The organism is Chloroflexus sp., from assembly GCF_034435895.1.
In the GTDB taxonomy this organism is placed as follows: domain Bacteria; phylum Chloroflexota; class Chloroflexia; order Chloroflexales; family Chloroflexaceae; genus Chloroflexus.
Genome location: NZ_DAOTWH010000351.1, coordinates 1 through 12602, shown reverse-complemented (window position 1 = coordinate 12602; position 12602 = coordinate 1). Strand labels below are relative to the sequence as shown.

Sequence of the window (12602 nt, the reverse complement as noted above, 5' to 3'; positions counted from 1 at the left end):
CACTTACACCGGGCGCGGCGTGCGGGTCGGGCGTGGCGATGGAGTCAGGGTGGCGGTCGGCGTAGGCGCTTCGGCGAAGGGCAACGTGCAACCGGCGAACAGTACCGCGATCAGGAACGTGACGAGCGAACGCATCGCGCACCCCCTCCCTCTAAAAGGTCGCTTCATTGCGATTGTAGCACGCGCCCACAGGAAATACAGTGAAAAGATATTTACGTAGGGGCGCACTACCGTGCGCCCCTACGTCAGTGCGCCCCCGCCGTCGCCATCACCGCGTCAATTTACGGTAGACAATCCGGTGCGGGTGATCGGCCTCGGCCCCTTTGCGGCGGCGATAATCGGCAGCGTATTCCGAATAGGTGCCGGGGAACCACACCACTTGGCTATCGCCTTCAAAGGCGAGAATGTGGGTAGCGACGCGATCGAGGAACCAGCGGTCGTGCGAGATAATCAACGCGCAGCCAGCAAAGTTCTCTAACCCTTCTTCCAGCGCGCGCAGGGTATGCACGTCGAGATCGTTGGTCGGCTCGTCGAGCAGCAAGACGTTCGCCCCCGACTTGAGGATGCGGGCAAGATGAACCCGATTGCGCTCGCCGCCCGAAAGGCTGCCCACCAGTTTCTGCTGGTCACTGCCGCTAAAATTGAAGCGAGCGCAGTAGGCGCGCGAGTTGACTTGCCGCCCACCCAGCACAATCTGGTCGTTCCCTTCGGTGATCGCTTCCCAGACCGTTTGCTTGGGATCGAGCACCTCGCGGCTCTGATCGACGTAGCCGAGCTTGACGGAAGCGCCAACGGCGAGCGTGCCGCTATCAGGTTGCTCTTGGCCGACGATCATGCGGAAGAGGGTTGTCTTGCCGGCGCCGTTGGGGCCGACAATGCCGACGATCGCTCCCGGCGGCACATCGAAGCTCAGGTTTTCATAGAGCAGTTTGTCGCCGTAGGCTTTGGTCACATTGGTGGCCCGGATCACCAGATCGCCGAGGCGGGGGCCTGGCGGGATGTAGATTTCCAGCTCGCGATCACGCTGATCTTGGCTCTCGCTGAGCAGACGCTCGTAGGCGGCGATACGCGCCTTCGACTTGGCATGGCGGCCCTTGGGGGCCATATTAATCCATTCCAACTCACGCTGGAGAGCCTTTTGGCGCTGCGATTCGGCCTTTTCGGTTTCGGCCAGTTTCTGCCGCTTCTGCTCAAGCCAGCTCGAATAGTTGCCGCGCCACGGAATGCCCTGCCCGCGTTCGAGTTCGAGAATCCAGCCGGCGACATTGTTGAGAAAGTGGCGATCGTGCGTGACCGCGATCACAGTACCCGTGTACTCTTGCAGATGCCGTTCCAGCCACGCCACCGATTCGGCGTCCAGATGGTTGGTCGGCTCATCGAGCAGCAGAATATCGGGTTGCTGCAATAGCAACCGGCAGAGCGCCACCCGACGGCGTTCACCGCCCGACAACACCGCCACCGGCGTATCTCCCGGCGGGCAGCGCAGCGCGTCCATCGCCAATTCCAGCCGGCTATCGAGATTCCAGCCGTCAACGTGATCGATCTTGTCTTGCAGTTCGGCCTGCTCGGCAATCAGCGCATCGTAATCGGCATCGGGGTTGTTAAACTGCTCGGTGATCTCGTCGTAGCGGCGCAGCAGAGCCACCGTCTCGGCCATGCCCTCTTCAACCACCTCACGCACCGTCTTGGCATTGTCGAGGTGCGGCTCTTGTTCGAGCAAGCCAACCGTATAGCCGGGAGCGCGGGTAATCTCACCGTTGTAATCTTGGTCGAGACCAGCCATAATCCGCAAGAGCGAACTCTTGCCTGAACCATTGGCGCCGATCACGCCGATCTTGGCCCCATAGAAAAACGAGAGGCTGATATCTTTCAGGATTTCGCGATTGGGGGGCACCACCTTGCCCACCCGGTACATCGAGAAGATGATCTTTTGAGTATCGGTCATGCGAGCACTCCTTGAGTTGGGTGATACCGCTCTTAGTGTAGCATAGAGCGGTCAACCAAATACAGCGCGCGATTGACAACACAATTTCAAGCTTATGGTATAATACCCAGCGTGATGCCGGGTGGTGTAATGGTAGCACAGCGGACTTTGGATCCGTTAGTCTAGGTTCGAGTCCTAGCCCGGCAGCCACAGCAACAACCGTGCCACAGGCAATGAAACGACTGAACCCACACAATCTGCTCTCGGCGATGGTGGTCAGGATTTCTGGCTCGGCCAATTGATATGTGCGCAGTGAGCATGCTCGCTGCGCGTTTCTATTCAAGAAAGAACGACTGCATCATGGATGGTCGCCTGCTGATTTTCACCGGCAACGCCAACCCGGCGTTAGCGCAAGAGATTGCCCGCAACCTGCGCATCAATCTGGGACGGGCGCTGGTCGGCACGTTCAAGAACGGCGAGACGCGGGTCAAGATCCACGACAATGTGCGCGGCTGCGATGTGTTTGTGATCCAGCCCACCTGCACGCCAGTGGATCACCATCTGATGGAATTGTTGATTATGATCGACGCTTTCCGGCGCGCGTCAGCAGCGCGGGTGACGGCGGTCATTCCATACTACGGCTATGCCAAGCAAGAAAAGAAGACATCAGGGCGCGAGCCGATTACGGCCAAGCTAGTCGCCAACTTGATCCGCACCGCTGGCGCCGACCGGGTGTTGACGATGGATCTCCACGCGCCAGCGATCGAAGGTTTCTTCGACATTCCGGTCGATCACTTGCAGGCGTCACCGCTCTTGGCCGACTATATTCGCGAGCTGAATCTGCCCAATCCGGTCGTCGTTTCGCCCGATGCCGGCGGCGTGGGGCGAGCCAACCGCTTCCGCGAACGGATCGGGGCCGGCTTGGCGATTATCGCTAAGCAGCGGCTCGAACCTGACACCGCCGAAGTAATCGAGATGGTTGGCGAAGTCGAGGGCAAGACGGCCATCATCGTCGATGATATGATCTCGACCGGCGGCACGCTGATCGAAGCGGCCCAGACCCTGCTAGCCCGCGGCGCGTGCGCCGTCTACGCCTGCGCGACGCACGGCATTTTCGCCGATAATGCGTTGCAACTGATCGCTAAATCTAATCTGATCGAGACGATTGTCACCAACACCATTCCCCAACCGCCTGAGGCAACTGCCGCGCGGGTGCGCACGATCAGCGTCGCGCCGCTGTTTGCCGAAGCGATTATGCGGATCCACAAAGATCTGTCGCTGAGCGCGCTGTTTTCGTAACCATGCGGCAATGCTGCGCCCGAAGGCAACGGAGCGTTCGGGCGCACCCGCAGAGTGATGCGCGCCACTCTGTTCCGCGGAAAGGAGGATGATTCGCTTGGAGGACCCCGGCCCTAGTTCGCTGATGATCGGCATTGGCCTGTGCCTCATGTTCCTCGGCATTACCTCGGCAGCCGATACGGTCTTGATGACGGTGAGTCGCCCGCGCCTGAGCGCCCTGCTCGCCTCGGCTGGTCTTGGCTCGCGCCGCTTCACGGCCCATTTCCTCGACGAACCATACCGGATCAAGTCGGCCATTATCTTTCTGAATACCGTTTTGACCATCACCGTGACCGCGCTGACCATCCAACTCACCGCGCTGTATGGCGCCAACGCGATGATCGGCGGTCTAGCCACCCTGCTGTTTGCGATTCTGTTGCTCAGTGAAGTGGTGGCCAAGGCGCTCGCGCGCCGCAACCCCGACACCACCGTGCTGGTGCTGGCCCGCCCGCTGGTGATCGTCGCCACGATCTTGTGGCCGTTAATGGCCGTGATCAACGCCATTACCCGCCCCATTTTCACCCTCTTGAGCGGCAAACCGGCCCCGCCGACGCCATTGGTGACGGAAGAAGAGCTGCGCCTGATGATGAGCGCCGGTGAAGAGGCGGGTTGGATCGAGCACGAAGAGCGCGAGATGATCGAGGGTGTGATGGATTTTGGCGACACGCTGGTGCGCGAGATTATGATCCCGCGGGTTGATGTGGCTGCGCTCGAAGTCAATAGCTCGCTTGATCGCGCGCTCGATATGGCGATCACTCGCGGCCACTCGCGCATTCCGGTCTACGAAGAGACGATCGACAATGTGGTCGGCATTCTGTACGCCAAAGACCTCATCCCCGTCTTGCGCGACGGCAAGCGCGATACACCGCTGCGCGACCTGCTGCGCCCGGCTTATTTTGTGCCGGTGACGATGAAGGTCAAGGCGCTCTTGGAAGATTTGCAACGCCGGCGCGTTCACATGGCGATCGTGGTTGATGAATACGGCGGCACCGCCGGCATTGTCACCCTAGAGGATTTGATCGAGCAGATCGTGGGCGAAATCCGCGACGAGTACGATACCGAAGAGCCGGCGATTGTGGAAGTGGGGCCGCGTGAGTTTATCGTCGATGCCCGCGTGCCGATTGATGATGTGGCCGAATTGCTGGAAGTCGAATTCCCGGAAACGACTGCCGACCGGATTGGCGGCTTGGTGTACGAGCAGTTAGGCCGGATTCCGCGGGTGGGTGATGAGGTGACGTGCGGTGATGTCACCATCACGGTACTCTCATTGAAAGGCATCCGCGCTGAACGGTTGCGCATTGTGCGGCAAACGCCGGCAGAGGTAGAGGCGGCAGCGCCGGCGGAGGCCGAGAAGCCTATGTTGCCGCTGACCAAAGAAGCGCATGGATCAAGCAGTCCTTGATCGACTCGTGGCCGCCGCGTTGGCGGCCCAAAGCCGCGCCTACGCGCCCTATTCGCAGTTTGCCGTTGGCGCAGCCGTCCTCACGGCGGATGGGCAAATCTTTAGCGGCGCAAACATTGAGAATGCCTCATACCCGCTGACCATCTGCGCCGAGCGGGTGGCACTGTTCAGCGCGCACATGGCCGCTGCCGGGCCGGTAACGGTGTTAGCGGTGGTGACGCCGACCGCTACCGTCGCCAGCCCGTGTGGCGCGTGCCGGCAGGTGATCTTTGAGCTAGCGCCGCACGCGCAGATCATTCTGATCAACGCCGATGCAAGCGAACGCCGACTCACCACGCCGGCTGAGTTGTTGCCCTACGGTTTTGGTCCTGAACAACTGCGTGGGGAGTGAGCGCAGGCGACAGTAATGGGTGACGGCAGCTACCCTGCCGCCATCCATCGGGTGACACTGCCTTTGGCCGCGAACATTATCTTGATGAACACATCACGGTTGGATGTTATTGCGGCTTGCTGCTATCCGGTGGGGTCGCCGGCATCGGCAACAGCGGCGCGACCGGTTCAACCAGCCGGTCGACAATCGCGCTGAGCCGGGTGAACTGCGGCCCCAGTTCAGTCTCGGCAAGCGGGATGTTTACCGGCACATCAAGTTCAACCGGGATCGATGTCACCAGCTTGACATTCATATTCAAATCGACCGGCAACTCAAGCCCGGCGGGCAACACGATCGCCACGCTGGCATTGAGATTGCCACCGCCGCCGGGAAACGCGATTTGGGCTGGCGCCTGCAACGAAACCGGCTCGGTCAACTTCACGACATTGCGCTCGGTCATAATCGTTGCGCCGTTGATCGGCACATCCAGCTCGATTGGCAAGCGCGTGCTCAGCGGCACTGTGTAAACAATTGTCGCCGACTCGAGATGGTTCACGACATCTTGCAGCTCAGCCAGATTATTGGCGGCGAAGACCGGCAAATTCTCGGCCAATTGCGCCACTTGACGCTGGTTCATCACCAAAATCCCAATCACAATCCCCAGCGCCACCAGCAGCACTGCGTTCATGATGAACGATGTCCAGATCAGCGCTTTGTAGAGGGGGGCAATGCGCGCGTAACGCTTGACGGGGCGAGGCGTGGTTTCGTTGCTCATGCGTCCTCCTACAACTACAGTTGTCTCGAATAATACCACGCTCATTCGTAGATGCAAGAGTTGCGCAATCGCGATTTTGGGGTATAATGAACTAGTGCCGCGAACGGCAGATACTTGCGGAACCCCGCCAGGACCGAGAGGTAGCAACGGTACGCGAGTTCCTCTGGGTGTTCGCGGCGCTTTGTTTTTGGCAGAGGTGAAACGGATAGGGGTCGATGCTGCCGGCTAGCTGAAAGCCGGATACGCTAAGCGCGATCATCAGCGACAATCGCCGCTGCCAATTCGGCCAACAATGGCGTACCACCCATGCGCTGCAACATCGGCACAACGAAGCTCAGCGCATGAAACATTTCCTCGCGCCCAATGGCCGCCTTGCCTAACGTGCTCGCCAGCCGGTGCAAGGTCATTGGATCAGCAGGATCGAGCGCCGCCACGATCGCCAATTCAGCGCGCACCCGTTCATTGCGGCGGCGAATCCGGCGCGCAATAGTGGCAGCGGTTGTCACATCGCCATGCTCGACAAGCGCAACAGCCAAGGCTGCGCGGTAACGATTGCGCGCTTCGCCAGCCAGCAATTCTTCAGCCAAACGGTCGGCCAAGCCGGTATCGGTGTTTACCAACAACGGCGCAATCATAACCAACGCCCGCCCGCGTTCGGCAGCCACCTCGATTGCGCGGATCATATCGACGGCCACGAGCACATCACCGGCCCGCGCGCGCGCAATCGCCAGATCAGCGCTGGTACGCGCCCGTTGGTCTTCAGCCACAATCGCCGCGGCTTGCGCACTCGCCGCCACCCAATCACCGATAGCGGCCAAAGCGCGCGCAATCTCGTCGCGGGCCCAGTCACGCTCATCATCATCGGTCATCGCGGCCAACACCTCTTGCGCGCCGGCGTAATCACCGGCCTGCGCGCAGGCTACCGCAACCCGCGACAAGGCGCGCTCCAATTCTTCACCGCTTAACTGATACGCAATCGCCAGCGCCCGATCCTTACGGCCAATGGCAGCGTGAGCCGAAGCCAAGGCCGCAAGCAAGATCGGCCGATCCTCGCCTTGCAAAGCATCGATCTCGCGCGTTGCGCGCTCGGTGGCAAGATTGGCGACCAACCCTTGTAACAACAACCGTAACTCAAGCAGCGTCGTTACCCGCAACTCGCGGTTGCCAATCCGTTCGGCGGCAGCCAGCGCATCACCGTCCTTCTCAGCCAACGCAAAGACCCGGGCAAGGCGGGCTAAGCCCCGATCACGCTGATGCGGGCTAGCCAAGGCCGCTATACGTTGCAACGCCGCCTCTTCGTTGCGCAACGCGAGGTCACATGCCAACTCGATCTCGGCCCATGCCCGCGCCGTCTCCACCTTCAATTCTTCGAGCAGCATCTCGCCCCGTGGATCGCCGATTCGGGCTAACGCAACCGCTACCTCAGCCTGCGCCCATGCGGCCCGGTTCTCGTGCAGAATCGCGCGCGACAGCCGCCATGCGTGATTATACTGGCCATCGGCCAATAACCGGCGCACGACCAGCGTCTCAACGTGAGCACGCCGCTCAAGCAGATCGATCTGTTCAGCGCACGCTAAGGCCCGCTCAATATCACCCGCTTCTAGGCACGCCGTGGCCAAGGCCTCGATTGCCTGATCGCGCGCATCGCACCATGCCCGTGACACCGGTTGCGCCTCAAGATCGAGCGCGCGCGAGAGCAGCCGCATTGCGGCGCTGCGCATATTGACGCTATAGCACGCCTCGCCGAGCTGGCGCAGCACCGCGGCTTTCGGCACGCCATCGGGCAACTGCTCGACAATGGCCGTCACCCGGCGCAGGCTGCCCTCGCGACCACCGGTTTGAACCGCAGTGAGGAATGCCGCCGTCACCACTTCACCGCTCAGTTGGCGAGCCCGGGTCGCGAGGGTACCGGTGATTGCTGCGGTGCGGGCTAAGGCTAACGGCGGGCCATGCGCGGCATCGTGCAGCATCCACCCGGCATCGCGTAACGCGCCGACCAGTCCTTCGCGCAACTCGCGTTCGCGCAACCACGTAGTTTGGTCGGCAGTCGGCAGATAAGCCGGTCGCTGAGCCGGCGGGCACAGCGCGGTATGGCGCGCTAGTTGGCGCACAAGGTACCGGTTCACCGGATCGAGGGGATTGCGCCGCAAGCGTTCGGCGCACCACTGCGCCAATTCACCGTGAGCGGCATCCATCTCGCGAGGCACGTGGCGCGCCAGAAAAAGGCGCACGGCGCGATGAGCATAACGCACCAGCAACAAGGAATCTTCATCGCTCAAGCGACGAAGATTGATATGCACCAGTCCCTGCTCTTCCCACCGATCGAGCACCAAATGCGGATGCTCGGCGCTAATCTCAGCCAGCGCCGCTACTGGCACCGGTTCGCCGCTCGCAGCCAGCAACACCGCCAGCCGCCGTTCGGTTGGACTCAGCGCTCGCCACCAGTCCAGCAGCAAATAGTTCAAATCGGCAGGCAGATCGGCGCTCGTGAGCAACCCGAGATGGAGCCAGCGTTCAGCCCAGCTCAAGTAGAGCAGATTCCCCTGCGCCGCGGCCAGCAACGGCGCGCGCCATGCCGGCGGACAATGGCGCCGTTCGAGCAACGCCGTCTGGGTTTGGATCAACTCACGATCAGCAGCAGGTAAAACGAGACGCGCATCCGGTTCGACCGGCAATGAACCGTGCATCACCAGCGTCACACCGGCAGGGAGATCAAACGGCAATGACAGGGGTAACGAGCGTAACGGCTGCCGATCGCGGTCGGGAGCGCTGACCAGCAATACCAACGGCTGGGAAGGATCGGCCACCTCGGCCAACAGCCGTTCAAAAGCGGACGGATCAGTCAGCGCCGCTGGATCGATCAATGGAAGCGAGGGCCGGCGCAGAGCAGCTATTTGGGCGTAGAACGCCAGCGCGCCGCCGCCGTCATCATCATCGGCTAACCAGAGCGGCCAATCGTAGCGCACCGCCAATTGGCAGAGCAAGGTGGTTGCGCCAGCGCCGATCGGCGCCTTGAGGGCGACAATGCCTTGCTGATCGCGCACCGTGGCGACCACAGCATTAAGCAACGCCGGCCGGTCAATCGCCGAGCGCAAGCATGCCTGCACCCGTTCTTGCTGCGCGCGCAACGCCGGCGCGACGGTGGCGTAAAGTTCGCTAAATTGCTCGACAGCGCGAAAGGCGCGCGGTACTATTGGCGTCATCGGGTATGTACTATACCACACCCTTGCAAAAACAGTGTACGGGCACAGCAGTGCTGTGCCCGTACCAACCCAAAGGTGCGGCAAACCGGCTTACTTCACCTCAACCACAGCGCCGACTTCAGTCAGCTTGGCCTTGGCCGCCTCGGCCTCTTCCTTGCTCACACCCTCGCGCACCGGCTTGGGCGCGCCCTCAACTAGATCCTTCGCCTCCTTCAGGCCAAGGCTGGTCAGCTCGCGCACGACCTTAATGACCTGAATCTTGTTGGGGCCAGCCTCCTTGAGGATGACATCAAACTCAGTCTTCTCCTCAACCGGAGCAGCAGCGGCAGCGCCGTCACCGGCGGCAGCCACCGGCGCAGCCACACCCATCGCCATCACTGGCGCCGCTGCGGTCACGCCCCACTTCTCCTCCATCTTCTTCTTCAGCTCGACCAGCTCGAGGACATTCAGGCCCTCGATCATCTCGATAATCGAATCGATCTTCGACATGGTATGTATACTCCTTTATGTAGTACTAATAACCTTATTCCCTGTACGGGCACAGGGTTGCTGTGCCCAACGGCACAGCAACCTTGTGCCGCTACGCATTACGAATTCTGCGGCTGCAATTGATCAATCCGGGCCTGCAAGACGTACAGCACATTGGAGATCGCGGCGTTGAGCACACCAACCACACCGGAAACCGGCGCTGCGATTCCGCCGACCACCTGCGCCAGCGCCTGCTCGCGCGATGGCAGCTTCGTCACCTGCTCGAGGGCATCGGCTGGCAGCAGCGTCTTGCCGAGCAACGCGCCACGGACGGTAAAGCTCTTGTTGCCAGACTTGAGATAATCGAGCAGCGCCTTGGCCACCTTGCCAGCATCATCGTAAGCAAAGGTCACCGCAGTGGGGCCGGAGAGCAACGAATCAAGCGCCTCGCGACCGGTATGATTGGCGGCAATCTTGAGCAGCGTATTCTTCGCCACCACAACTTCGCCGCCGTGCTCGCGCAGCTTCCGGCGCAGTTCAGTCATATCAGCCACGCTCATGCCGCGACCATCGCCGCGATAGTCGGCCACCACCACCAACTGGGCGCGGCTCAGCTTCTCGGTTAGCTCATGCACTGTTTCAATTTTGCGCTGCGTTGGCATCTATCTCACCTCCTCTCTGTTGAAGTCACAATAAAAACGGTCGCTCGCGTCCTGAGACCGAGCGACCGAGATGAGCGCAGCCAAACACTGCGCACAATCGACAGAGCGAGCGCAACGCTCACGGCTATCGCACCTCAGACGCCACCTCGGCCGGCGGCCCAACGGGGCCATTAGGAGCGCATGCTCACCGGCTGTCTCAGGCAGCCACGAGATATATTCACCTATTACGGCTTAAAGGTCTGCGCCGCTGCCGGATCAACCGGCACACCGGGGCCCATCGTGCTGGTCAGGGTCACGGTGCGAATATACGTTCCTTTCGCACCACTCGGCTTCGCTGCCTTGACCGCATCCATCAAGGCGACAAAATTCTCGGCCAACTGCTGCGGGGTAAAGCTTACCTTCCCGATCGCCACGTGCAGAATGCCAGTTTTGTCATTGCGGAACTCAACACGACCACCCTTCACTTCGCGGATCGTGCGAGCGAGATCAGCAGCCGGCACAATCGTACCGCTCTTGGGGTTCGGCATCAGACCGCGGGGACCAAGCTTGCGGCCGATGCGACCAACCTTCCCCATCATATCGGGGGTTGCAATCGCCACATCGAAATCAAAGAAATTCTCGCGATCGATCTTGGCAATCAGATCATCGCTCCCGGCGTAATCAGCGCCGGCATCGAGTGCTGCCTGCACCGCCTCACCCTGCGTGAAGACGAGCACTCGCACCGTCTTGCCGGTACCGTGGGGCAGCGCAACCGTCGTGCGGATATTCTGATCGGCGTGACGCGGATCGATGCCAAGGCGCAAGTGCGCTTCGACCGTCGCATCAAACTTGGCATACGACGTCTCTTTCACCAGCGCCAGCGCCTCGGCTGGGGTATAGAGACGCGAGCGATCAACCTTCGCCAGCGCGGCGAGATACTTTTTTCCGTGCTTTGGCATGGTAACACTCCGGGTGGTGATGGCGGATCGATTGATCCTCCCACCAACTAACAACGCTTATTCAACGATCTTGATGCCCATGCTGCGGGCAGTGCCGGCAATAATCCGTTCCGCCGCTTCGATATCATTCGCGTTCATATCGGGCAGCTTCTGCTGGGCAATCTGGCGCAACTGGGCACGAGTAATAGACCCCGCCGTCGTGCGCTTCGGATTGCTCGCACCTTTCTGAATGCCAGCAGCCTTACGCAACAGATCAGCAGCCGGCGGCGTCAACAGGCGCGCGACGAAGGAGCGATCGCTGTAGATCGTGATTTCGACCGGGACAATGCTGCCGGCCTGCGAAGCCGATTTCTCATTATACTCCTTCACGAACGCCATGATATTAATGCCGTACTGGCCGAGCGCCGGGCCAACGGGCGGCGCTGGCGTCGCCTTGCCGGCCGGTAATTGCAGCTTGACAACTGCGACAAGTTTCTTCGCCACAACACTACTCCTTACATAGCGGAAAGCTGTGAAATGCTTCCCTCCCTCGCGCAGCCGGCGAGGTCACGGATAACGGAATATTCTTACTCAACCAACCGGGTCACTTGCAAGAAGTCAAGTTCCACCGGCGCTTCGCGACCGAAGAACGAGACCAGCACCCGCACGCGGCCCCGCTCGTGGTCGATCGCATCGACAATACCCTCGAAATCGGTGAACGGGCCATCGATAATCTTGACGGCCTGCCCCTTTTGGTAGCTGACGCGCACCTTCGGCGCTTCGCCCTCCATCTGGCGCAGGATGGCCTTTACCTCTTCATCCTCAAGCGGGGTCGGCTTATTCCCATGCCCGACAAAACTCGTCACACCCGGCGTATTGCGCACCACATACCACGAGTCATCGGTCAGGCGCATCTGCACCAACACATAACCGGGGTAGATCTTCTTGTTGACCGTGCGGCGCTGGCCATTCTTGATTTCAATCTCTTCTTCAGTCGGCACAATGACGCGAAAAATCTGGTCTTGCATCTCCATCGAAGCAATGCGATGCTCCAGATTTTGCTTCACTTTATTCTCGTAGCCTGAGTACGTGTGAATCACGTACCAGCGCCGATCATCAGCCTCTTTCTCTTTTTCCTCAGACATGGGCAGCCCCTGTTCGCGAACAGTTTACTGGACGAGGCTCACGAGGCTCGTGTAGAGGAAGGTAAAGATCGAATCACCAATAAACAGCAGCAACCCGATCACCAACGACACCGCAATCACGAGCACCGTCAGACGAATCGTCTCTTCACGGCTTGGCCAAACGACTTGCCGTAACTCGCTGCGCGTCTCGCGAAACGTGCGCACGAGGATGTTTTCTTGAATGTCGCGCTCTGTATCTTTGGCCACGGCCATTGTATACCCTTCACTTTGAAGCTGCCGGCGGCGGCAAGGCCACCGGCAGCCCAGCGAATCCGGCCTCAGGCGTTAATCAAGGATCTTGGTCACGACGCCAGCGCCGACGGTGCGGCCACCCTCGCGAATGGCGAAGCGGAGACTCT

General features: G+C 60.4%; 14 protein-coding genes, 1 tRNA gene and 1 other RNA gene. 5 read left to right on the top strand and 11 right to left on the bottom strand.

Annotated features, from left to right (window positions below; translation table 11 throughout):
• Window positions 1-3: 3 nt before the first annotated feature.
• Window positions 4-135, bottom strand: coding sequence for a hypothetical protein (locus U9R81_RS19310; protein WP_322497038.1), 132 nt, complete (start codon window positions 133-135; stop codon window positions 4-6).
• Window positions 136-268: 133 nt separating this feature from the next.
• Window positions 269-1945, bottom strand: a complete 1677-nt coding sequence (gene ettA, locus U9R81_RS19305; protein ID WP_322497037.1) for an energy-dependent translational throttle protein EttA — start codon at window positions 1943-1945, stop codon at window positions 269-271.
• Between the two features lie 115 nt (window positions 1946-2060).
• Here ettA and U9R81_RS19300 point away from each other — a divergent pair.
• The 4 genes from U9R81_RS19300 (at window position 2061) to cdd (ending at window position 5055) form a co-directional block, all read left to right on the top strand.
• Window positions 2061-2134: transfer RNA gene (locus U9R81_RS19300), tRNA-Gln, on the top strand.
• Between the two features lie 150 nt (window positions 2135-2284).
• Window positions 2285-3223, top strand: coding sequence for a ribose-phosphate pyrophosphokinase (locus U9R81_RS19295; protein ID WP_322497036.1), 939 nt, complete (start codon window positions 2285-2287; stop codon window positions 3221-3223).
• Window positions 3224-3311: 88 nt separating this feature from the next.
• A complete protein-coding gene (locus tag U9R81_RS19290) occupies window positions 3312-4664 on the top strand; it encodes a hemolysin family protein (protein WP_322497035.1) in 1353 nt (450 codons plus the stop codon).
• Window positions 4645-5055 carry a cytidine deaminase gene (cdd, locus tag U9R81_RS19285; protein WP_322497034.1) on the top strand — a complete coding sequence of 137 codons (411 nt, stop codon included), beginning with the start codon at window positions 4645-4647 and terminating at the stop codon, window positions 5053-5055. The genes U9R81_RS19290 and cdd overlap by 20 nt, the downstream gene beginning before the upstream one ends.
• Before the next feature lie 106 nt (window positions 5056-5161).
• Here cdd and U9R81_RS19280 read toward each other — a convergent pair whose 3' ends face one another.
• Window positions 5162-5809 carry a hypothetical protein gene (locus U9R81_RS19280; protein ID WP_322497033.1) on the bottom strand — a complete coding sequence of 216 codons (648 nt, stop codon included), beginning with the start codon at window positions 5807-5809 and terminating at the stop codon, window positions 5162-5164.
• 90 nt (window positions 5810-5899) lie between these two features.
• Here U9R81_RS19280 and ffs point away from each other — a divergent pair.
• Window positions 5900-5998, top strand: an RNA gene (gene ffs, locus U9R81_RS19275) — signal recognition particle sRNA small type.
• A gap of 56 nt (window positions 5999-6054) precedes the next feature.
• Here ffs and U9R81_RS19270 read toward each other — a convergent pair.
• The 8 genes from U9R81_RS19270 to U9R81_RS19235 form a co-directional block, all read right to left on the bottom strand.
• Window positions 6055-9012, bottom strand: coding sequence for a hypothetical protein (locus U9R81_RS19270; RefSeq protein WP_322497032.1), 2958 nt, complete (start codon window positions 9010-9012; stop codon window positions 6055-6057).
• Between the two features lie 90 nt (window positions 9013-9102).
• Entirely contained in the window at window positions 9103-9501 is a 399-nt protein-coding gene (gene rplL / locus U9R81_RS19265) for a 50S ribosomal protein L7/L12 (RefSeq protein ID WP_322497031.1), read from the bottom strand.
• 98 nt (window positions 9502-9599) lie between these two features.
• The gene (rplJ, locus tag U9R81_RS19260; protein WP_066787813.1) at window positions 9600-10142 is read right to left on the bottom strand and encodes a 50S ribosomal protein L10; all 543 of its coding nucleotides are present in this window, start codon (window positions 10140-10142) and stop codon (window positions 9600-9602) included.
• A 224-nt stretch (window positions 10143-10366) separates the two neighbouring features.
• Window positions 10367-11080 (bottom strand): 50S ribosomal protein L1, encoded by a 714-nt coding sequence (rplA, locus tag U9R81_RS19255; RefSeq protein WP_322497030.1) that lies wholly within the window; start codon window positions 11078-11080, stop codon window positions 10367-10369.
• A 57-nt stretch (window positions 11081-11137) separates the two neighbouring features.
• Complete coding sequence (gene rplK / locus U9R81_RS19250) at window positions 11138-11563, bottom strand: 50S ribosomal protein L11 (RefSeq protein ID WP_322497029.1); 426 nt, start codon at window positions 11561-11563, stop codon at window positions 11138-11140.
• An 83-nt stretch (window positions 11564-11646) separates the two neighbouring features.
• Entirely contained in the window at window positions 11647-12204 is a 558-nt protein-coding gene (nusG, locus tag U9R81_RS19245) for a transcription termination/antitermination protein NusG (protein WP_322497028.1), read from the bottom strand.
• A gap of 24 nt (window positions 12205-12228) precedes the next feature.
• The gene (secE, locus tag U9R81_RS19240; protein WP_245668954.1) at window positions 12229-12408 is read right to left on the bottom strand and encodes a preprotein translocase subunit SecE; all 180 of its coding nucleotides are present in this window, start codon (window positions 12406-12408) and stop codon (window positions 12229-12231) included.
• A gap of 120 nt (window positions 12409-12528) precedes the next feature.
• Window positions 12529-12602 (bottom strand): hypothetical protein (locus U9R81_RS19235; RefSeq protein WP_322495331.1); only part of this gene is annotated, 74 nt, incomplete at its 5' end.

Excerpts from the sequence above, each read along its gene's own strand:
- rplL (WP_322497031.1), bottom strand. The coding sequence starts at position 9,501 with ATGTCGAAGATCGATTCGATTATCGAGATGATCGAGGGCCTGAATGTC.
- U9R81_RS19290 (WP_322497035.1), top strand. The coding sequence starts at position 3,312 with ATGATTCGCTTGGAGGACCCCGGCCCTAGTTCGCTGATGATCGGCATT.
- U9R81_RS19295 (WP_322497036.1), top strand. The coding sequence starts at position 2,285 with ATGGATGGTCGCCTGCTGATTTTCACCGGCAACGCCAACCCGGCGTTA.
- U9R81_RS19280 (WP_322497033.1), bottom strand. The coding sequence starts at position 5,809 with ATGAGCAACGAAACCACGCCTCGCCCCGTCAAGCGTTACGCGCGCATT.
- U9R81_RS19270 (WP_322497032.1), bottom strand. The coding sequence starts at position 9,012 with ATGACGCCAATAGTACCGCGCGCCTTTCGCGCTGTCGAGCAATTTAGC.
- U9R81_RS19310 (WP_322497038.1), bottom strand. The coding sequence starts at position 135 with ATGCGTTCGCTCGTCACGTTCCTGATCGCGGTACTGTTCGCCGGTTGC.
- rplJ (WP_066787813.1), bottom strand. The coding sequence starts at position 10,142 with ATGCCAACGCAGCGCAAAATTGAAACAGTGCATGAGCTAACCGAGAAG.
- rplA (WP_322497030.1), bottom strand. The coding sequence starts at position 11,080 with ATGCCAAAGCACGGAAAAAAGTATCTCGCCGCGCTGGCGAAGGTTGAT.
- ettA (WP_322497037.1), bottom strand. The coding sequence starts at position 1,945 with ATGACCGATACTCAAAAGATCATCTTCTCGATGTACCGGGTGGGCAAG.
- nusG (WP_322497028.1), bottom strand. The coding sequence starts at position 12,204 with ATGTCTGAGGAAAAAGAGAAAGAGGCTGATGATCGGCGCTGGTACGTG.
- cdd (WP_322497034.1), top strand. The coding sequence starts at position 4,645 with ATGGATCAAGCAGTCCTTGATCGACTCGTGGCCGCCGCGTTGGCGGCC.